Source organism: Streptomyces sp. NPDC005898 (genome assembly GCF_040629635.1).
In the GTDB taxonomy this organism is placed as follows: domain Bacteria; phylum Actinomycetota; class Actinomycetes; order Streptomycetales; family Streptomycetaceae; genus Streptomyces.
Genome location: NZ_JBEXWC010000024.1, coordinates 39,506 through 58,371 on the forward strand (window position 1 = coordinate 39,506; position 18,866 = coordinate 58,371).

The following is an 18,866-nucleotide window of genomic DNA, read 5'->3' on the forward strand; positions in this document are numbered from 1 at the left end:
CCGGGGCAATCGCTGTCCCGCCGCTCAGAGATCCGTACCGGCTCACCGGGCAGTGGTCACCCTCACAGTGCCGCTGGCATACATGTGTGACCCGGTGAATTCCGGTGCTTCACCTCGCGGAGCGCGGGGCGGAAACCGAGACGTGGAGGAGAGTCCCAGTTAGTGGACGGTGCCCAGGATCGGCAGCGCGGGCGCGGCCGAGTCGTCGACGTAGTGCGACTTCTGGCGGATCTCGTTGCACTGGAAGGTGCGAGCCTGGTCGAGCACCTCGATGGTCAGGACGTCGATGTCCTGGACCGTCGGGCAGATGTCCCGGATGACCTCGATGCTCTGCGAGTAGTTGCCGTGGACTTCCTCGTCGGCCGAGGCCGGCGTAACCGCCATGCCCGTGGCCGCCAGGGTCAGCATCGTCCCCGCCAGAACCTTCTTGTTCTTCGCGTTCATATTTCGAGCGCTCCTTCCCGGATGACATAGCACCCGGTCCGGGTGCCGACGCGGGACATAACGGGAAACGGCGCCAGAGGTTGCGCACCTGGGGCCTCGTTCACCCAATTGCCTGCTCATGCTGCCTATAAGTGTGATGAGGCTATGTTCATTAGGCGTATGGATGCGGTAACCGGGTGATTGTGGGCCGCCCGGAGAAACGTGAGGGCGGTGACCGGCGTTATCGGTGGTGCTGGCGCACTCACTGGGAGACGCCCACTAAAGCTAGGAAGGTACACACCATGAGTGTGAAGAAGATTGTCGCCGGCTCGATGCTGACGCTGACCGCCACCGGTATGGCTGTTTCTCCGGCCATGGCCGACGAGGAGGTTCACGGGCACTACTCGCAGAACATCGAGATCATCCGCGACATCTGCCCGACCATCCAGGACATCGACGTTCTCACCATCGAGGTGCTGGACGAGGCCCGTGCCTTCCAGTGCAACGAGGTCCGTCAGGGCTCCGCGGTCCACGACAGCTCGTCCGCTCCCGCGCTGCCGCTCCTCGGCCAGGTGGTCAACAAATAGCTTGGGCTCCCCTGTGGCGCTCCTGTAGTAACCCTTTTCGAAGGGAAATGGGCCCCGGGCCCGCGGTCATACCGCGAGCCCGGGGCCCATTGTTCGTGAGCGGGCGGTCGTGCTGTCGAAACCATCAACCGCCGATTTTCCATTGCTGCAAAAGAGTGAATGAGTTTAAAGGTACGGAACCCCGGCTGCTGCGGGACAGTTAGTGGATCTGTCGGCGCCTACCAAAGGCGCCGCAGCTACCCGGACGCAAGGAAGGCACATCACAATGAATGCCAAGAAGATTCTCGCCGGCTCGATGCTGACGCTGACCGCCACCGGTATGGCCGTCTCCCCGGCCATGGCCGACGAGGAGGTTCACGGGCACTACTCGCAGAACATCGAGATCATCCGCGACGTCTGCCCGACGATCCAGGACATCGACATCCTGACCATCGAGCTGCTGGACGAGGCCCGCGCCTTCCAGTGCAACGAGATCCGTCAGCACTCGAAGGTCGTGGATGACTCGTCCGCTCCCGCGCTGCCCATCCTTGGTGCCGTCATCGACTGACGCCCGCACAGTCCGGCGGTAGGCGAGACCCTACTACGGACCCCGGGGCCGCTGTTTTTCAACAGCGGCCCCGGCGTTTGTTTTTGTGCTATTTATTTGTCCGCCGGCTCTTCACAGTTGATGCAAACGTCCTGCGAAGAGCCGACGGGTACGGCGACTGCTCAGCGGTGGTTGCCGTGGACTTCGCCGTGGTAGCCCGAGCCGCTGAAGATTCCGGTGTCGGACGAGGTCTTCAGGAACTCGAAGTTACCGCCACCCCACTCGACGGTGTACGGGTGGTTGCGGTGGTCACCGTCACGGTCGCAAGCAGCGGCCGTGCTCGTGCCGACTGCCATGGCGGCTGCGACAATGGTTGCGCAGGTAATAGCCTTCTTGATCATGTCTACCTTCGGGTCGAATGTCCGTGCCTCCCCAAATATGGGGAAGCATTTGTGGCGATTCTTTCCCCCGTTTCCGCCTGCGCAGACCCGAAGACGCTCGGGCCACTCTTTCGGACATGGGCATTGCGCTATTCGGTCGCAGCAGAAGAGCTATCCCCCGCCGGATGGTGCAATCGCTCACCGAGCCGCCCACGGCACCGCCCCCGGGACTTGTGCGGGCATGACGCCCTGGATGCCGTGGGCTGCGGGGTCGAGGCCTTGGCCAGAGACGTGCCGTCGGGCAGGGGTCCGACCGGAACTGCAACCAAGGAAACGCGGCTGATCGGGGCATCCAAGCTTCGCGCTGAGAGAGTCGTTCGAGTCGATGGCCAGTCCGCGCCGGACCACTGCTGGAGGTCGGCCCAGCAACGCTGGCCGGCCATCGCTACTCGACGTCGGTATCCAGGTCGAGTGCCTCCTCCTCGACCGCGAGGTAGGTGTCCGAGGTCGCTGCCTCCAGGAAACCCTCCTCGCTGGGGAGCGCGAGACGCGGAGCCAGATCGATGAGGTGCATCCAGGAGCCGCTGGCTCCCCTCGTGAAACCTTCACGTACGGAGCGGAGCTGATCGTCTCGCTGTTCCACTCGAACTCTGCGCGCGTACTCCTGAGCAGCAGCGGCTCTTTCCTCGCGCGCGCGATCGCTCATCTGCCCTTCGAGCCGCCGCGCTACCGCGTTCTCCGGGCGCTGAACCGCACGGGGCAGCTCGTCCATGTACATGGGTCGTTCTTCCCGGACCCGCGCGATGACGCGACGCTCTGCGTGGGCCAGTTCGCGGCACGCGCCGTACAGACGTCGGGACATCCCCAGCATCAGATCGGTGCCCGGAATCCGTCCCGTCAGCATGTCCAGGCCGTGCTGTTGCCTGATGTCGGCGTCCCCGGAATCCGGTGCGACGTGACGACGCAGCTCGGCTGTGGGCTCGTCGTTCTCCAACAGTCGGATCGGGGCCCTTCGCGTTGCTGCTGCCTCCGCCTCGGGCCTGCCAACTGCCGTGACGCGCAACCCGCCCCGGGGCAACGACGAAAGTGCCAGATACGTCAGCATGCGCGACCGAGCGAGTTCCAGGAGGGCCTCGTCGTCCTGCTGCAGCGTTTCCTCGTCGGAGGTGTTGCTGGGGTCCCCGGCCGGTGGGTCACCCTCGACGTCGATCATCATGAACAGGCGCCGCTCCAGGCTGGTCCCGCACAGCACCTTCTGATGTGCAACGGGGATGAGAGCGCCGACGTCCAATTGCTGCGCCCCCTTGGTCCTGGGCCCCATGCCGAGCCGACGGCTCCCCTTTGCCTCGATCAGCCACAGCTCGGACGTGGCCGGGTGCGTGCCGAACAGGTCCGGCAGACTGCGCGTCTTGTCCCAGCCGGGCGCCGCGCCTTGTGGAATCGCGCTCTCAGCGTGTGTGGTGGGGCCGAGCCCCATCGTCTGACAGGCCCACTGGGCCATCGTCATGCCCACGTGGTAGCCGAAGGCGGTACGGGTCGAGCTCTCCGTTCCGTGGGTGTAGACGACGCTGGGTACGACCTCGCGCCCGGCCCGTACCAGGTAGGCGGAGAGGGGGTACCGGCGTGCCTTGATCTCGTGGCGTGCGAGACGGGGCGTAGCGGTGATCCAGGAGCTGATGTCCCGTCCCACCGCGATCGTGGCATCCAGGAGCGCACGCCACGTCGTGCCGACCAGATACGCGCCGTCCGCAGGTATGCCGGCGCCCTGGGGCAATGGTTGGTGGGCCAAGGCCACCATCACAGGAGTGGGCCGCGGCGCGGGGGCCAGCGGTGAGCTACGGCGGAGGAACACGGGGACGTCGAAGGCGTCGGGCGCGGACAGCGGGGTATCCACGTTCCCCGCCCAAGCAGGCGGCTGCATGCGCTCACTGTGCCACTGGCGCCCTCGGCCAAGGGCGGTGGGGAGGGTGTGACTCCATTGGCCTCCGCACGGTGTGAACCACCGACGACGCGCCCATGGGCGGGGCATGGAGGCTGACTTGGAGATCTCGCTGTCCGCAAGGCCTGCTTGTCCTGCAGCGCCCTACCGAAGGACCACCCCCGAACCCACGGAGGCGCCCCTGCACCCGGACCACCCCATCGAGCCCCCCTGCCCCGACGCAGCTGACCGCCCGTTCACATGCCGACTCCGTGATCATGGAGTGGAACGGGTACTTCACCGCTGGCGTCCCGTACGAGGCGACGGTGGGGGACCCGGCCGCTGACCCAGCGGCTGGCCAAAACTGCAACCACGGAACGACGAAGGACCCGACCGCTGAACGGTCGGGTCCTTCGGCTGCCCTGGCGGGCGAGTGCGGAGGATACGAGATTCGAACTCGTGAGGGGTTGCCCCCAACACGCTTTCCAAGCGTGCGCCCTAGGCCACTAGGCGAATCCTCCGCCGCAAACAATACAAGACGTTGGGGAGTGCTCGCGAACACGGTCCGGGGGCGGGCCCGGGATCGGTCTCGTCGTGATCGTTCTGGGGTGGTCCGGTCCGGGGGCGCGTCGCTTCCGGGGGTGGGGATCCGCTACTGTGGGGGGCAGCCCCTCACGTGGCGCTATCTGACTGAACTCCCCCAGGGCCGGAAGGCAGCAAGGGTAGGTCGGCTCTGGCGGGTGCGTGGGGGGCGCTTTGCGTTGGGGCGGTCCGGGTTGTCAGTGGGCGCCTATAACCTCGTATGCGTGTCGTCTCTCGCGTTGTACCGCCGTTATCGCCCGGAGTCGTTCGCCGAGGTCATCGGGCAGGAGCATGTGACCGACCCGCTGCAGCAGGCGCTGCGGAACAACCGGGTCAATCACGCGTACCTGTTCAGTGGCCCGCGCGGCTGCGGCAAGACGACGAGCGCGCGCATCCTGGCCCGCTGCCTCAACTGTGAGCAAGGTCCCACTCCCACGCCCTGCGGCGAGTGCCAGTCCTGCCGCGACCTCGCGAGGAACGGCCCGGGTTCGATCGACGTCATCGAGATCGACGCCGCGTCCCACGGTGGCGTGGACGACGCCCGTGACCTGCGCGAGAAGGCCTTCTTCGGCCCGGCGTCGAGCCGGTACAAGATCTACATCATCGACGAGGCCCACATGGTCACCTCCGCGGGGTTCAACGCCCTGCTGAAGGTGGTCGAGGAGCCCCCGGAGCACCTGAAGTTCATCTTCGCGACGACCGAGCCCGAGAAGGTCATCGGCACGATCCGCTCGCGTACGCACCACTATCCGTTCCGGCTCGTGCCGCCCGGCACGCTCCGGGAGTACCTCGCCCAGGTCTGCGGCCAGGAGGACATGGCCGTCGAGGAGGGCGTGTTCCCGCTCGTCGTGCGGGCCGGCGCCGGGTCCGTGCGTGACTCGATGTCCGTCATGGACCAGCTCCTCGCCGGCGCGGGCGACGACGGTGTGACGTACGCCATGGCCACCTCGCTCCTCGGGTACACCGACGGCTCGCTGCTCGACTCCGTGGTCGAGGCCTTCGCCTCCGGGGACGGCGCGGCCGCCTTCGAGGTCGTGGACCGCATCATCGAGGGCGGCAACGACCCGCGCCGCTTCGTCGCCGACCTCCTGGAGCGGCTGCGGGACCTGGTGATCCTCGCCGCCGTGCCGGACGCCGCCGAGAAGGGGCTCATCGACGCCCCCTCCGACGTCGTGGAGCGGATGCAGGCCCAGGCCGGCGTCTTCGGGGGCGCCGAGCTGAGCCGCGCCGCCGACATCGTCAACGAGGGCCTGACCGAAATGCGCGGCGCCACCTCGCCGCGCCTCCAGCTCGAGCTGATCTGCGCGCGCGTGCTGCTCCCCGCCGCGTACGACGACGAGCGCTCCGTCATGGCCCGCCTCGACCGCCTGGAGCGCGGGGGGAACTTCGTCCCGGGCGGGCAGGGCCCCGGCCCCGCCATGGCGTACGTCCCCGGGCCGGAGGCCCACGCGGGCGCCCACCCGGGCGGCCCCGCGCCCGTCCCGCAGGGCCCGCCGGTGCCTCCGGTGCCTCCGGGGGGCGGCCCGGCCGCCGCGCGTGCGGCTGTACGAGGTTCAGGGGCGCCGCAGGGCGGCCCGGCCCCGGAAGCGACCGCCCCGCAGACCCCGGCGCCCCCCTCCCCGGCCCCGACACCGGCGCCCCAGGCGCCGACGCCGCCGCCCGCCGCGCCGGCTCCCGCACCGCAGGCCGCGCCCCCCGCCGCCCCGTCCGGCGAGCGGCGACCGGGCGGTTGGCCCACGGCCTCGGCCCCGGGCGGCGGCCCCGCGGCTGCCGCCCCCGCCGCTCCCGGCGCCTCCGCGGCCCCCTCGGCCCCGCGTCCGGGTGGCTGGCCCACCGCCGCCTCCACCGGAGGGAGCGGGCCCGCCACGGCACCGCCCCCGGCCCAGCAGGCCCCCTCCCCGGCCGCCGCCCCCGCCCCCATGGCTGCCCAGGCGGCCCCTGCGGGCGGCCCCGACCCGCGTTCCCTGTGGCCGAACATCCTGGAGGCGGTGAAGAACCGCCGCCGCTTCACCTGGATCCTGCTCAGCCAGAACGCCCAGGTGGCGGGCTTCGACGGCACGACGCTCCAGCTCGGTTTCGTCAACGCCGGGGCCCGGGACAACTTCGCCAGCAGCGGCAGCGAGGACGTGCTGCGCCAGGCGTTGTCCGAGCAGTTCGGCGTGCAGTGGAAGGTCGAGGCGATCGTCGACCCGTCGGGCGGCTCCGCGCCGCCGCCGGCCGCGGGCAACTTCGGTGGCGGTGCTCCCGCCCCGTCCCGCCCGGCGGCCCCGCCGCAACACCGCACGCCGTCCTCGGCCGCTCCGTCCGCCCCGGCCGCGCCGTCACCCGCCCCGGAGCCCACACCGCCGCCCCGGCCCAACCCCGCCCGGGAACACGTGTCCCCCGAGGACGACATCCCGGCGGACGACGACCCCGACCTCGTCGAATCGGCCCTGTCCGGCCACGACCTGATCGTCCGCGAGCTGGGCGCCACGGTGGTGGACGAGTACCCGAACGAATAGCTCCGGTCCGGGTCACCCGCCCCCGGGGGAGGCGGCCGCCACGGGTGGCCTGGTCCCGGTGGTCAGGATCAGGCGTGGCCAAGGGGGGGCCTGGTCCCGGTGCTCAGGCTTAGGCGTACGCCTGGCCAGGCCCGGGATGCCGCTGCGGGTGATCCCAGTCCCGGTGGTCGGGCCCGGGCGGCCGCCAGGAGTGGCCTGGTCCCGGTGCTCAGGCCCCGGTGCGCGCCAGGGTGGCCCAGTCCCGGTGGCCGGGCCCTGGTGCTCGCCAGAGGTGGCCTGGCCTCGATGGCCAGGCTCAGGCGTAGGCCGAGTGGGCCCGGCCCCGGTGGTCCCCCCCCAGGCATACGCCACGGGGGCCCGGTCTCGGTGCTCGGGTCCAGACGTACGCCAGGGGGGCCCAGTTCCGGTGCTCAGGCCCAGGCGCCCGCCAGAGGGCCCGGTGCCCCGGTGGTCAGGCTCCGGAACCGGCCGCCCCGCCCCGCCCGGTCCCGGTGGTCAGGCTCCGGAACCGGCCGCCCCGCCCCGCCCGGTCCCGGTGGTCTGGACCAGGCGGCCGCCCCGCCCCGTTCCGGCGGTCAGTCCGGCGGACGCCAACGGGGACGCGCCGGGAACTGTAGGAACGTACGACAGGCTCCGGAGCCAGAGCTGGCAGGCCGTACAAAGCCGTCCCGGGTCGCGGGCTAGGCTGACCACCGTGAAGGTCCTCGTCATCGGCAGTGGTGCCCGCGAACACGCCCTGTGCCGCTCTCTGTCCCTCGACTCCGCCGTCTCCGAGCTGCACTGCGCCCCCGGCAACGCCGGCATCGCAGAGGTGGCCGAGACCCATCAGGTCGACGCCCTCGACGGCGCCGCCGTGACCGCTCTCGCCCGGCGACTGGACGCCGGCCTGGTGATCGTGGGCCCGGAGGCCCCGCTCGTCGCCGGTGTCGCCGACGCCGTGCGCGCCGCCGGCATCCCCTGCTTCGGCCCCTCCAAGGAGGCGGCACGCCTGGAGGGCTCCAAGGCGTTCGCCAAGGACGTGATGGCGGGCGCGAGCGTGCCGACCGCCCGGTCGTACGTATGTACGAACGCGGAGGAGATCGACCGGGCCCTGGACGCCTTCGGGGCCCCGTACGTCGTCAAGGACGACGGGCTCGCCGCGGGCAAGGGAGTCGTCGTCACCGACGACATCGAGGCGGCCCGCGCGCACGCCCTCGCGTGCGACCGGGTGGTCATCGAGGAGTTCCTCGACGGCCCCGAGGTCTCCCTCTTCGCGGTCACCGACGGCGAGACGGTCGTCCCCCTCCAGCCCGCCCAGGACTTCAAGCGCGCCCTGGACGGCGACGAGGGGCCGAACACCGGCGGCATGGGCGCGTACTCGCCCCTCCCGTGGGCCGACCCGAAGCTGGTCGACGAGGTCATGGACAGCGTGCTCCAGCCGACCGTCGACGAGTTGCGCCGCCGCGGCACCCCGTTCGCGGGCCTGCTCTACGCGGGCCTGGCGATCACGAGCCGCGGGGTGCGGGTCATCGAGTTCAACGCCCGGTTCGGCGACCCCGAGACCCAGGTCGTGCTGGCCCGTCTGAAGACCCCGCTCGCCGGACTCCTGCTGGCCGCGGCGACCGGCAACCTCGCGGACCTGCCCCCGCTGCGCTGGAGCGACGAGGCCGCGGTGACCGTGGTCGTCGCCTCGCACAACTACCCCGGCACGCCTCGCACGGGTGACCCCATCGAGGGGCTCGACGAGGTGGCGGCCCAGGATGCCCCGCACGCGTACGTCCTGCACGCCGGAACCAGGCGGGACGGCGACGCCGTCGTCAGCGCGGGCGGCCGCGTGCTCTCCGTGACCGCGACCGGCGACGGCCTCGACCAGGCCCGCGAGCGGGCGTACGCCGCGCTGTCCCGTATCCGCCTCGACGGCTCGCAGCACCGCACGGACATCGCGGCGAAGGCGGCGGCCGAGGCGTGACCGGCCTCGCCCACGGGTGACTCCCCGCTGACCCCAGGCCCCGGATCCGACACGGATCCGGGGCCTGTTCGGCATCCACCTTTACCCAAAGCCATTCCATCGAGTGACCGCTGGCCCATCCGGCTGACGACGACCGGGACCCCAACTAGGGTGCGGCGCAAGCGTTCAGGGCGCCCAGAGCCAAACAGACCACCGGCATTGCGATGTCAGTGGCGGGTGCCACAGTGGGGGAATGAGCAGAAGGAACGCCAGCCATGTGCGCCACCGGCTTGTGCCGGTGGCCGAGCAGTAGGCAAGCAGGGGGTGCCATCGGTCGTGTCGGTTACGGGTGTGGAGGTCGGCGCGCAGGCCGCGCGCTCCCGGGCGCTCGCCGTGCTGCGGTTGCGCAGCAGGGCGCTGGCCGTCGCCCTGCTGCCCGCGGCCGCCGCCGTCGTGCTGCTCGCGGGCAGGGCCACGGGGCATGTCGGCGGCGGGAATTGGGACGTCGTGGGCTGGGTCGTGACGGTGCTCGCCGTGCTGGTGCTGCTCGCCGCCGCGGGCGTCTCGCTGGTCGTCGCCCGGGCCAGACCCGCGCTGAGCCCGACGGTCCCCATCGCCGAGAAGTCCGCCCCGGACCTGTACCGCCTGGTCCGGGATCTCGCGGACCGGCTGGACGTGCCCGCGCCCTCGGCGATAGCGCTCACCCCCGACTGCGACAGTTGGCTGGAGGACCGCACGCACCCGGCGCACGGCTCGGCCGCGAAGGACCGGGACGGCTCCCGCGCCACGGACGGCGCGCCCGCCGGCGGCGTGCGCGGCGCGCACCACCGGGCCCTTGACGCGCCGGTGCTCGTCATCGGCTCCCCCTTCCTGTGGTGGATGCGGGTCGGTGAGCTGCGGGCGGTGCTCGCCCCCGTCGTGGCGGGTACGGGGCCCTCCGCGCACCCCGACATAGCCGCCGCCCGGCGCTTCGTGCGGGGGCTCGACGCCGCGGTCGCGGTCGCCTCGGCCCCGGGGCGCAACCCCGTGACCCGGGTGGTGCTCGGTGGCGTCGGCTGGGTTGCCCGGCTGCTCCTGCGCAACTGCCGGGTCCATGCCGCCGAGATGGAGCGGGGTGTCGCCGCGGCCGCCGCGGAGCGGGCCCAGACCGTGGACTACGGCGTGCGGATCGTCGCCCAGGAGCAGGTCGGGCTCGCGTACGCGGGCTGGGACCGGCTGCTCACCCGGGTGGCGCTGCCCGCCTGGCGCATGGGGCGCTGGCCCTCCCGGCTGGACGCCGGGGTGGTCTCCGCGCTCACCGAGCTGTCCCGCAGGGACCGGCTTGCGGAGGGCTTCGCCTCGCGGCTGGGGGAGCGCCCCGCCTGTGACCTGCTGGAGGAGCCCGGATGCGTGGACGAGGCGGCCTCGCTGCTCGCCGCCCGGCTCTTCCACGGCGGCCCCGCCGAGCAGGGGCCGGACTGGGCGCCGGTGGCGTGGCAGGAGTATCCGGACGAGGTCGTCGACCGCAAGTGGCGCATGGACGCGGCGCGGCTGCATCGCGTCCTCGACTCCCTGGGCGTCGGCCACCACGCCGCCGACCCGACCACCCCCGGCCCGGAGGGCCCGACCCTGGCCCGCGTACTGGACCACCTGACGGCCACCGGGGTCCCTGGCGCGCTTGCCTCTGACGTCTCTGACGCCTCTGGTCTTGCTGGCCTGGCTGACGGTCCTGACCTCTCTGACGCCTCTGGCCTTACTGGCCTCGCTGGCGTCTCTGGCATCTCTGACGCCTCCGGCGCCCCTGCCGTCTCCGACGTCTCTGACGCCCTCGCCTCCGGGGCCCAGGGTTCTGGTGGCTCCGGTCGTGCTGCCCTCGGTTCTGACGGCCATGAACCTGACGCCCGCTCCCTGGGCGGTCCCGGTGACGACGCCCGCTCCCTGGGCGGTCCCGGTGACGACGCCCTCGCCCTGGGCGGTCCCGGTGGCGACGCTCACGCCCCCGACGACTCCGACCCCCTCGCCCGGGACGAAGGCCCCGGCGGAGTCCTCGCGGCCGGGCTCAGCGCCGAGTTGGCGCGGGAGGAGGCCGCCGCGCCGGTTCGCTCCGCGCCGGTGGGCCAGGGGCCCGACGAGGCGCTCTGGGACCATGGCGCGCTGCCCCTCTTCCCGCTCCAGCCGCCCCGGACGGGGCGCGAGCTGCTGGCCGACCACGTCACGGCGATGGTGTGCTGCGCGGCCGTGGACACGGCGGGAGCCACCCCGGGCCTCGACTGGCTCGACGGCCCCGCCCTGATGGTCGACGGAGAGCGCGCGGCGGATCTCGCGCCGCGCGTGCTGCGGCTCGTCGAGCACGGCGATCCGTCCGCCCTGCGCGACTGGCTCACCCGCCTCGGCGTCCGCCAGGAGAAGCCGGTCCGCCTCGTCTGACCCCGCCCGACCCGACCCGGCCCGGCCCGACCCGACCCGTCCCGACCCGGCCCGACCCGTCCCGACCCCGCCCGACCCGGCCCGACTCGACCCGTCCCGTCCCGGCCCGGCCGGGGGCCCGGGGCCCGGGGGCCCGGAGAACGTGGGGACCCCGGATCCCCTCCCGCCGCCGCCAATTAACGACGAACGGTGACGGCGCGCGTGCTTAATGTGATGTGCTGGGAGCAGGCGCCGAACCGCGGGAGTCCGTCGGTGGCGCGGGCTCGGGGGAGCGAGGAGGGGAAGACATGGGGCAGGAGCCGATCCGCCGCTGGGAATCGGGCGCGCTGGCGCACGCCGTGTCGGACCCCTTCGGGCAGGGCCCCCTGCCCTGGCTGCGCGGATCCGAGCACTACTTCGACGACACGGGCCACGTGGTGCCCTGGTACGTCGACCCCGCCCAGGCCCCCGGCGCCGGCCTGCCGGCCCCCCGCACCGGCCCGCTGAACGCCGACGACGTGCGCTGCCAGATCAAGGGGTTCACCTCCACCGGCGCCGCCGCCCCCGGCGAGGCGATCGACTTCCACGTCACGGTCGACCCGCCCCAGCAGTTCAGCGTCGACATCTACCGCATCGGGCACTACGGCGGCGACGGCGCCCGGAAGATCACGACCAGCCCGCGCCTGTCCGGCATCGTCCAGCCGGCCCCGCTCACCGCCGACCGCACGGTCTCCTGCCACCACTGGTGGCTCTCCTGGCGGCTGCAGATCCCGAGTTACTGGAGCGTCGGGGCGTACGTGGCGGTGCTCACCACCGACGACGGCTACCGCTCCCACGTGCCCTTCACGGTCCGCGACACGCACCCCGCCGACCTCCTGCTGCTCCTGCCGGACGTGACGTGGCAGGCGTACAACCTCTACCCGGAGGACGGGTGCACGGGCGCCAGCCTCTACCACGCGTGGGACGAGCAGGGCCGCCTCCTGGGCGAGAGCGAGGCCGCCGTGACGGTCTCCTTCGACCGGCCGTTCGCGGGCGCGGGCCTGCCCCTGCACGTGGGCCACGCCTACGACTTCATCCGCTGGGCCGAGCGCTACGGCTACGACCTGGCGTACGCCGACGCCCGCGACCTGCACGCGGGCCGCGTCGACCCCTCCCGCTACCGGGGCCTGGTCTTCCCCGGCCACGACGAGTACTGGTCACCGGCCATGCGCCGCACCGCGGAGCTGGCCCGCGACGGCGGCACCTCGCTGGTCTTCCTCTCGGCCAACACCATGTACTGGCAAGTGGAATTGAGCCCCTCCCCGTCCGGCGTCCCGGACCGGCTGCTGACCTGCCGCAAGCGCCGCGGCCCCGGCCGTCCCGCCCTCTGGCGCGAGCGGGACGGCGGCAAGGCGGCCGAACAGCAACTGCTCGGCATCCAGTACGCGGGCCGCGTCCCCGAGCCGCGCCCCCTCGTCGTGCGCAACGCCGACCATTGGCTGTGGGAGGCGACGGGCGCGCACGAGGGCGACGAGATCGACGGGCTCGTCGCCGGTGAGGCCGACCGCTACTACCCGCGGACGGCGCTCCCCGAGCACCAGGGCCGCATCCTGCTCGCCCACTCGCCGTACGAGGACGCGGAGGGCGTCCGGCGCCACCAGGAGACCTCGCTCTACCGCGCCCCCTCGGGCGCCCTGGTCTTCGCCTCCGGCACCTTCGCCTGGTCCCCGGCGCTGGACCGCCCGGGACACGTGGACACCCGGGTCCAGCGCGCCACGGCCAACCTCCTGGACCGCATCTGCAAGCGGGACTGACCCCTCCCTCTGTACTCCCGCGGCCCCGTACCCCCGGCCCCCCCGGCCCCCCCCGGGACCCCGGACCCCGTACCCCTTGTGACCAGCCCTGATCGCCCGCCGCAGCCGACCCGTGGCCGGGACCGCGCCGTCGATACGGGAGAATCGACACGACTTGGCCTAAAGCACTGGAGGGAACCGTGTCCGGATTCGTAGAAAAGCCCGAGCCGCTGCAGATCCCGGGCCTGGCGCACCTTCACACCGGCAAGGTGCGCGAGCTGTACCGGAACGAGGCGGGCGAGCTGATCATGGTGGCCAGCGACCGCCTGTCCGCCTATGACTGGGTGCTGCCCTCGGAGATCCCGGACAAGGGCCGCGTCCTCACGCAGCTGTCCCTGTGGTGGTTCGACCAGCTCGCGGACATCGTGCCGAACCACGTCATCTCCACCGACCTGCCGCAGGGCGCGCCCGCCGACTGGGAGGGCCGCACGCTCGTCTGCAAGTCCCTGGAGATGATCCCGGTGGAGTGCGTGGCCCGCGGCTACCTCACCGGCTCGGGCCTCCTGGAGTACGGCGACACCCGCACCGTCTGCGGCCTCGCGCTGCCCGAGGGCCTGGTCGACGGCTCGGAGCTGCCCGCGCCGATCTTCACGCCCGCCGCGAAGGCCGCCGTCGGCGAGCACGACGAGAACGTGAGCTACGAAGAGGTCGCCCGCCAGGTCGGCGCCGAGACCGCCGCTCAGCTGCGGCAGGTCACGCTCGCCGTCTACAGCCGCGCCCGGGACATCGCGCGCGAGCGCGGCCTGATCCTCGCGGACACCAAGTTCGAGTTCGGCTTCGACGGCACCGCGCTGATCATCGGCGACGAGGTCCTGACCCCCGACTCGTCGCGTTTTTGGCCCGCGGACCAGTGGGAGCCGGGCCACGCCCAGCCGTCGTACGACAAGCAGTTCGTGCGGGACTGGCTGACGTCGCCGGCCTCGGGCTGGGACCGGAAGAGCGAGCAGCCGCCGCCGGCGCTGCCGCAGGATGTGGTGGACGCCACCCGCGCCAAGTACATCGAGGCGTACGAGCGGCTCACCGGCACCGCCTGGTAGCGCGGGCGGCCGTGAGGACGCACGGGAAAGGCCCCGCTCCGAGGAGCGGGGCCTTTCACTTGAGCGGACGACCAGGTTCGAACTGGCGACCTCAACCTTGGCAAGGTTGCGCTCTACCAACTGAGCTACGTCCGCGTTGCGCCGAAGCGCGAGGACAACTATACCCAACCTCGCTCGCGTGCGAGACGCACCGCCGCATGACGATTCTCCGCCCCGATCTTGGTGGCCGCCGAGGAGAGGTAGTTGCGGACGGTCCCGGGGGAGAGCGCGGCCCGCTCGGCGATCTCCGTGACGGGCGCCCCGTCGGCGGCGAGTTCGAGCAGCTCGGCCTCCCGGGCGGTCAGCGGCGAGTCCCCGGCGGAGATCGCGTCGGCGGCCAACTCCGGGTCCACGTAACGGTTTCCGGCGTGCACGGTACGGATGATCTCGGCGAGTCGCTGGGCGCTGACGGTCTTCGGAACGAAGCCGCGTACGCCCACCGCGAGGGCCCGCTTGAGATGTCCCGGTCTGCCATGACTCGTCACGATCATGGTCCGGCAGTGCGGGAGTTCGTCCCGCAGGGATGTGGCCACACTCACACCGTCGGCGCCCGGCATCTGGAGGTCGAGCACCGCGACGTCGGGCCGGTGGGCCCGCGCCATGGCGAGCGCCTCGGGGCCGGTCGCCGCCTCGGCGACGACGACGAGGTCGTCCTCGAGGCCGAGGAGCGCGGCGAGGGCGCCCCGGATGAGGTGTTCGTCGTCGGCGAGCAGCACGCGCACGGCGCTCACAGCAGGACCTCGCTCCGGGGGGACGCGGCCGCCGCCGGGCCGCTTTCGGTGGCGGGCCGCGGCGACGGCACGGTCGCCGTGAGCCGGAAGCGGCCCCGCCCGGCCGCGTGGTCCAGGGTGCCGTCGACCTCGGCCAGCCGTTCCCTGAGCCCGGCGAGGCCCGAGCCGCCGGCCGTGGGCGCGGCGTCCGGGGCGCCGTCGTTCTCGACGGTCAGCGTCGTACGTTCGTCCGTCACTGTCAGGGTGATGTCGCAGCGGGACGCGTCGCCGTGCCGCAGCACGTTGGTGGCCGCCTCCCGTACGACCCAGCCGAGCGCGGACTGCACGGGGGCCGGCAGCCCCGCCGCCGAGCCGGTGACCCGGCAGCTGATCCCGGCCGCCTCCAGGACGCCCCGCGCCCCGAGGAGTTCCGTCCCGAGATCGGCCTCGCGGTAGCCGCGTACCACTTCCCGCACCTCCCGCTGCGACTCCTGCGCGATCCGCTGGACCTCGACCATCTGGTCCACGGCCTCGGGCCGCCCGCGCCGCGCCAGCTGGACCGCCAGCTCGCTCTTGAGGGCGATGACGGCGAGGTTGCGGCCCATCACGTCGTGCAGGTCCCGCCCGAACCGCAGCCGCTCCTCGGCGACCGCGAGCCGTGCCTCGACCTCGCGGGCCCGGTCGGCCTCCCACATCACGGAGAGCGTCCAGGCGCCGCACCGCGCGGAGAGCAGCGTCAGCAGGGCCCCGAAGGCGATGAGCGCGGCGAACCCGGCGAGCCGCTCGTCGTGCACCCCGACGGCCGCGAATCCGGCCACGGCCACGGCGTCGATCACGGCCATGCGGACGAGGAAGTCCCGCACCGTCCCGGTGAAGGCGAGCGACTGGCCGAACGGCGCCATCAGGTACAGCGTCGTGAAGCCGATCATTCCCTCGGTGACGCCGTCCACCGCCTCCAGGCCGAGGACGAGGCCGAACGCGACGACGAGCAGGGCGCCTCCGACGGCGAGGTCCCGGCGCGGCAGCGGGCCCCGCTTCAGGTAGTGGTCGAGCGAGCGTCGGAGGCTGCGGTTGACGTGCGCGCTCTGCGCGGCGCCCACCGCGATCAGCGCCCAGCCGAGGATCTGCGCGGCGGGCCCGGCGCTCAGGCTCAGGGCGAGCGGCACGGAACCCCAGCTGAGGTAGAAGAGCCAGGGCATGGCGTGCCACATGGCCAGGCTCTGGAACTCGACCTTCTCTATCTGGCGCCGGCGCCGCCAGTCGCGCTGCCAGGCCCGGATCCCCATCACGCCGACCCCTCCCTCAGTGCCGGGGTTCCCAGCGGAACCACCGCCGTACAGCAAACACCGACAGCAGGGTCCAGACCACCGCCGTGGCGAGGGCGCCGAGGGTGTCGCCCGTCGAGAGGTGGCCGGCCCAGCCGCCGCGGACCAGCTCGACGACCGACGAGAGCGGCAGCAGCTCACAGATCCGGGCGACCTTGTCGGGCATGACCTCGAACGGGACGATGAGCCCGGAGCCGATCATCGACACGAAGATCAGCGGCATGCTCATGACCTGGGCGGACTCGGTGGTCCTGCTGAAGCTTCCGGTGACGGCCGCCAGCGCGGCGAACATCACGAGGCCCGCGGCGACCCCGAGCACCACGAGGTGGGGCGCGCTCGGCGCCCCGGCGTCCAGGAGCACCGCGCAGCCCACGCCGAGGACGAGGCACTGCACGATCCCGATCGCGAGCGACGGCAGCGCGGCGCCGGTGAGTATCTCGGCGTCCCGCAGCTCGCCGGTGCGCAGCCGCTTGAGCACCAGTTCCTCGCGCCGGGCGACGTAGACGCCGGTCAGGGTGGCGTACACGGCGAAGAGCAGCGAGAAGCCGAGGGCGCTCGGCAGCACGACGGTGCCGACGGACAGGCCGGTGCCCTTCAGGTCCATCCCCTCGGTGGCCTGCCGCATGCTGACCGGGAGGACGAACGGCACGAACAGCGCGGCGAACAGCGTCCCCTTGTTCCGCCCGAGCAGGGTCATCTCGGCGCGCGCCAGCGCCCGCATCCGCCCCACGGGAGTCGTCACCGTGCTCATGCCGCCATCTCCTTCTCGGCCGAGTCCCCCCGGGAATCCCCGTGTTCCGTGCCCCGCGTCCGCTCGGCGTCCCGCGCGATCCGCAGGAACGCCTCCTCCAGCGAGGCCGCCCGCACGTCGAGCCCCCGCAGCTCGACCCGGGCGTCCCTGGCCCACACCAGCAGCGCCGTGGCGGTCCGCTGGAGGTCCCGCGTCCGCAGCCGCACCCGGCGCCCCGTGCTCTCGTGCCCGCTGACGCCCAGCTCGACGAGGGGCGGCAGATCGCCGACGAAGTACCCCTCGGGCAGTTCGAAGGAGACGTGGGAGGGCTGGGCGGCGACCACGTCGGCGACGCTTCCCTCGGCGGCGATCCGGCCCTCGTGCAGGATCGCGAGCCGGTCGGCCAGTTCCTCGGCCTCCTGCAGGTAGTGCGTGGTGAGCAGCACGGTCGTGCCGCCGTCCCGGAGTTCGCGGACCAAATCCCAGGTCTCGCGGCGCCCTTCGGCGTCGAGGCCGGTGGTGGGCTCGTCGAGGAAGAGCACCTCGGGCCGCCCGATGAGCGCCAGGGCCAGGTCGAGCCGCCGCTTCTCGCCGCCGGACAGCTGCTTGACGCGTACGCGGGAGCGCTTGCCGAGGCCCACCATGTCCAGGGCCTGAGCGGCTGGCCGGGCCCCGCTGGTGCACCCGGCCCACATCCGCACCGTCTCGGCGACGGTCAACTCGGCGGGAAAGCCGCCTTCTTGGAGCATGACGCCGATGCGCGGCCGTACCGCGTCGCGCTCGGTGTACGGGTCGTGCCCGAGCACCCGGACCCGCCCGCCGGCGGGTGCCGCGAGGCCTTCGAGCAGCTCCACGGTGGAGGTCTTGCCGGCGCCGTTGGTGCCGAGGAGCGCGAACAGCTCGCCGCGCCCCACCCCGAAGGAAACGCCCCGCACCGCCTCGAAACCTCCCCCGTACACGCGCCGGAGATCTCTCACGTCGATCACTTGGTCCGTCATGGGAGAAGCTTCCCCCGGTCAGGGGCGCGGCAGCAGTGCGGACTGTCACCGGCCCGCATGACAAATGTCAGAAGCCCCCGCAGGGCCCCCGGGGAGCGGCCACGGAAGCGCACACGAAGAAGGCCCCGGTCGAAATCGACCGGGGCCTTCTTGACTGGAGCGAACGACGAGGTTCGAACTCGCGACCTCAACCTTGGCAAGGTTGCGCTCTACCAACTGAGCTACGTTCGCATTGCCTCCGACCAGCTCTCACTGATCGGCGCGAGCACCAGCTTACCGCAACCAGAGGACTGGTCCGTAAGCGATGCGGAGCGGGTGACAGGAATTGCACACTGCGCCTTCCCCCTGGAAGGGGGATGTTCTACTACTGAACTACACCCGCACGACTCCGTGAGGCCCGGCCTTTCGGCCTCGCCCCTCGGCGTGCTCCAGACTCTAGCTGACCAGCGGGGGTGCAGCGCAAGTCGATCGCCGCGAGGGGCTCGGACCTCGGCGGACGCCGGGTCAGTTGGCGGCCTCGAAGGCCTCGTAGACCTTCTTCGGGATGCGGCCGCGCGCCGGTACGTCGAGCTGGTGCGAGCGGGCCCAGGCCCGGACGGCCGACGGGTCGGGGGAGACGGCCGTGTGCCGGTAGGCCTTGCCGGATCTCGACCGCTTCCGGGCCGCCTCCAGGTACGGGGCGAGTGCCGTGCGCAGTTTCTTGGCATTGGTTTGGTTCAGGTCGATCTCGTACGACTTGCCGTCAAGACCGAACGCGACTGTTTCCGCCGCTTCCCCGCCGTCCATGTCGTCAAAGAGAGTAACTACGACACGCTGCGCCACGAATATCGGTCCCTTCGTGCGACCCACCGCGCTGACGTGCGGTGATGTCGACTGTCCGGCTGTTTTGGGCAAAGTATCGACTATTGTCTTTTCCTTTGTACAGGGCCGGGCATTGAATTGTGAAGTCCGGCCGAATACCTCCGC

The 18,866-nt window shown here is 71.9% G+C and carries 15 protein-coding genes, 4 tRNA genes and 1 other RNA gene; 8 read left to right on the top strand and 12 right to left on the bottom strand.

The genetic code is table 11. The annotated features are described in order from the left end of the window. Positions 1 to 159: 159 nt before the first annotated feature. Positions 160 to 444, bottom strand: coding sequence for a hypothetical protein (locus ABZ385_RS26585; protein WP_358582463.1), 285 nt, complete (start codon positions 442 to 444; stop codon positions 160 to 162). 281 nt (positions 445 to 725) lie between these two features. Between ABZ385_RS26585 and ABZ385_RS26590 the strand changes: the two genes are divergently transcribed. Next, the gene (locus ABZ385_RS26590) at positions 726 to 1,010 is read left to right on the top strand and encodes a hypothetical protein (RefSeq protein WP_358582466.1); all 285 of its coding nucleotides are present in this window, start codon (positions 726 to 728) and stop codon (positions 1,008 to 1,010) included. Between the two features lie 265 nt (positions 1,011 to 1,275). Beyond that, positions 1,276 to 1,557, top strand: coding sequence for a hypothetical protein (locus ABZ385_RS26595; protein WP_358582469.1), 282 nt, complete (start codon positions 1,276 to 1,278; stop codon positions 1,555 to 1,557). Positions 1,558 to 1,718: 161 nt separating this feature from the next. On the opposite strand, the gene ABZ385_RS26600 is transcribed toward ABZ385_RS26595, so the two are convergent. From ABZ385_RS26600 to ABZ385_RS26610, 3 genes are all read right to left on the bottom strand, one after another. Next, positions 1,719 to 1,937, bottom strand: coding sequence for a hypothetical protein (locus ABZ385_RS26600; protein ID WP_358582471.1), 219 nt, complete (start codon positions 1,935 to 1,937; stop codon positions 1,719 to 1,721). A gap of 424 nt (positions 1,938 to 2,361) precedes the next feature. After that, entirely contained in the window at positions 2,362 to 3,837 is a 1,476-nt protein-coding gene (locus tag ABZ385_RS26605; RefSeq protein WP_358913557.1) for a hypothetical protein, read from the bottom strand. 433 nt (positions 3,838 to 4,270) lie between these two features. Continuing rightward, positions 4,271 to 4,355 (bottom strand) — tRNA-Ser (locus ABZ385_RS26610). A 142-nt stretch (positions 4,356 to 4,497) separates the two neighbouring features. Here ABZ385_RS26610 and ffs point away from each other — a divergent pair. The 6 genes from ffs to ABZ385_RS26640 all read left to right on the top strand — a co-directional run bounded on the left by ffs (position 4,498) and on the right by ABZ385_RS26640 (position 14,098). After that, an RNA gene (gene ffs / locus ABZ385_RS26615) (signal recognition particle sRNA small type) lies at positions 4,498 to 4,596 on the top strand. Between the two features lie 44 nt (positions 4,597 to 4,640). Continuing rightward, positions 4,641 to 6,917, top strand: a complete 2,277-nt coding sequence (locus ABZ385_RS26620; RefSeq protein ID WP_358913558.1) for a DNA polymerase III subunit gamma and tau — start codon at positions 4,641 to 4,643, stop codon at positions 6,915 to 6,917. A gap of 694 nt (positions 6,918 to 7,611) precedes the next feature. After that, complete coding sequence (gene purD, locus ABZ385_RS26625) at positions 7,612 to 8,865, top strand: phosphoribosylamine--glycine ligase (protein WP_358700398.1); 1,254 nt, start codon at positions 7,612 to 7,614, stop codon at positions 8,863 to 8,865. A gap of 315 nt (positions 8,866 to 9,180) precedes the next feature. Then, positions 9,181 to 11,250 carry a hypothetical protein gene (locus tag ABZ385_RS26630; RefSeq protein WP_358913559.1) on the top strand — a complete coding sequence of 690 codons (2,070 nt, stop codon included), beginning with the start codon at positions 9,181 to 9,183 and terminating at the stop codon, positions 11,248 to 11,250. 287 nt (positions 11,251 to 11,537) lie between these two features. Next, the gene (locus ABZ385_RS26635) at positions 11,538 to 13,022 is read left to right on the top strand and encodes a N,N-dimethylformamidase beta subunit family domain-containing protein (protein WP_358699924.1); all 1,485 of its coding nucleotides are present in this window, start codon (positions 11,538 to 11,540) and stop codon (positions 13,020 to 13,022) included. Positions 13,023 to 13,201: 179 nt separating this feature from the next. Beyond that, complete coding sequence (locus ABZ385_RS26640; protein ID WP_358699923.1) at positions 13,202 to 14,098, top strand: phosphoribosylaminoimidazolesuccinocarboxamide synthase; 897 nt, start codon at positions 13,202 to 13,204, stop codon at positions 14,096 to 14,098. A gap of 62 nt (positions 14,099 to 14,160) precedes the next feature. Here ABZ385_RS26640 and ABZ385_RS26645 read toward each other — a convergent pair. The 8 genes from ABZ385_RS26645 to ABZ385_RS26680 form a co-directional block, all read right to left on the bottom strand. Next, positions 14,161 to 14,233: transfer RNA gene (locus ABZ385_RS26645), tRNA-Gly, on the bottom strand. A 23-nt stretch (positions 14,234 to 14,256) separates the two neighbouring features. After that, complete coding sequence (locus ABZ385_RS26650) at positions 14,257 to 14,868, bottom strand: response regulator transcription factor (protein ID WP_358913560.1); 612 nt, start codon at positions 14,866 to 14,868, stop codon at positions 14,257 to 14,259. After that, positions 14,865 to 16,133 (bottom strand): histidine kinase, encoded by a 1,269-nt coding sequence (locus ABZ385_RS26655; RefSeq protein WP_358913585.1) that lies wholly within the window; start codon positions 16,131 to 16,133, stop codon positions 14,865 to 14,867. Before ABZ385_RS26655 ends, ABZ385_RS26650 begins: the two co-directional genes overlap by 4 nt. 16 nt (positions 16,134 to 16,149) lie before the next feature. After that, a complete protein-coding gene (locus ABZ385_RS26660) occupies positions 16,150 to 16,923 on the bottom strand; it encodes an ABC transporter permease (RefSeq protein WP_358582491.1) in 774 nt (257 codons plus the stop codon). After that, on the bottom strand, positions 16,920 to 17,900 hold the full coding sequence (locus ABZ385_RS26665; RefSeq protein WP_358913561.1) for an ABC transporter ATP-binding protein: 981 nt from the start codon (positions 17,898 to 17,900) through the stop codon (positions 16,920 to 16,922). The genes ABZ385_RS26660 and ABZ385_RS26665 overlap by 4 nt, the downstream gene beginning before the upstream one ends. A gap of 155 nt (positions 17,901 to 18,055) precedes the next feature. Further along, a tRNA-Gly gene (locus ABZ385_RS26670) sits at positions 18,056 to 18,131 on the bottom strand. Between the two features lie 79 nt (positions 18,132 to 18,210). Then, positions 18,211 to 18,282 (bottom strand) — tRNA-Gly (locus ABZ385_RS26675). A gap of 122 nt (positions 18,283 to 18,404) precedes the next feature. After that, positions 18,405 to 18,722: an Lsr2 family protein gene (locus ABZ385_RS26680; RefSeq protein WP_358582495.1), complete on the bottom strand. Its 318-nt coding sequence runs from the start codon at positions 18,720 to 18,722 to the stop codon at positions 18,405 to 18,407. Between the last annotated feature and the right edge of the window lie 144 nt (positions 18,723 to 18,866).

Excerpts from the sequence above, each read along its gene's own strand:
- ABZ385_RS26585 (WP_358582463.1), bottom strand. The coding sequence starts at position 444 with ATGAACGCGAAGAACAAGAAGGTTCTGGCGGGGACGATGCTGACCCTG.
- ABZ385_RS26590 (WP_358582466.1), top strand. The coding sequence starts at position 726 with ATGAGTGTGAAGAAGATTGTCGCCGGCTCGATGCTGACGCTGACCGCC.
- ABZ385_RS26595 (WP_358582469.1), top strand. The coding sequence starts at position 1,276 with ATGAATGCCAAGAAGATTCTCGCCGGCTCGATGCTGACGCTGACCGCC.
- ABZ385_RS26600 (WP_358582471.1), bottom strand. The coding sequence starts at position 1,937 with ATGATCAAGAAGGCTATTACCTGCGCAACCATTGTCGCAGCCGCCATG.
- ABZ385_RS26605 (WP_358913557.1), bottom strand. The coding sequence starts at position 3,837 with ATGCAGCCGCCTGCTTGGGCGGGGAACGTGGATACCCCGCTGTCCGCG.
- ABZ385_RS26635 (WP_358699924.1), top strand. The coding sequence starts at position 11,538 with ATGGGGCAGGAGCCGATCCGCCGCTGGGAATCGGGCGCGCTGGCGCAC.
- ABZ385_RS26655 (WP_358913585.1), bottom strand. The coding sequence starts at position 16,133 with ATGGGGATCCGGGCCTGGCAGCGCGACTGGCGGCGCCGGCGCCAGATA.
- ABZ385_RS26660 (WP_358582491.1), bottom strand. The coding sequence starts at position 16,923 with ATGAGCACGGTGACGACTCCCGTGGGGCGGATGCGGGCGCTGGCGCGC.
- ABZ385_RS26665 (WP_358913561.1), bottom strand. The coding sequence starts at position 17,900 with ATGACGGACCAAGTGATCGACGTGAGAGATCTCCGGCGCGTGTACGGG.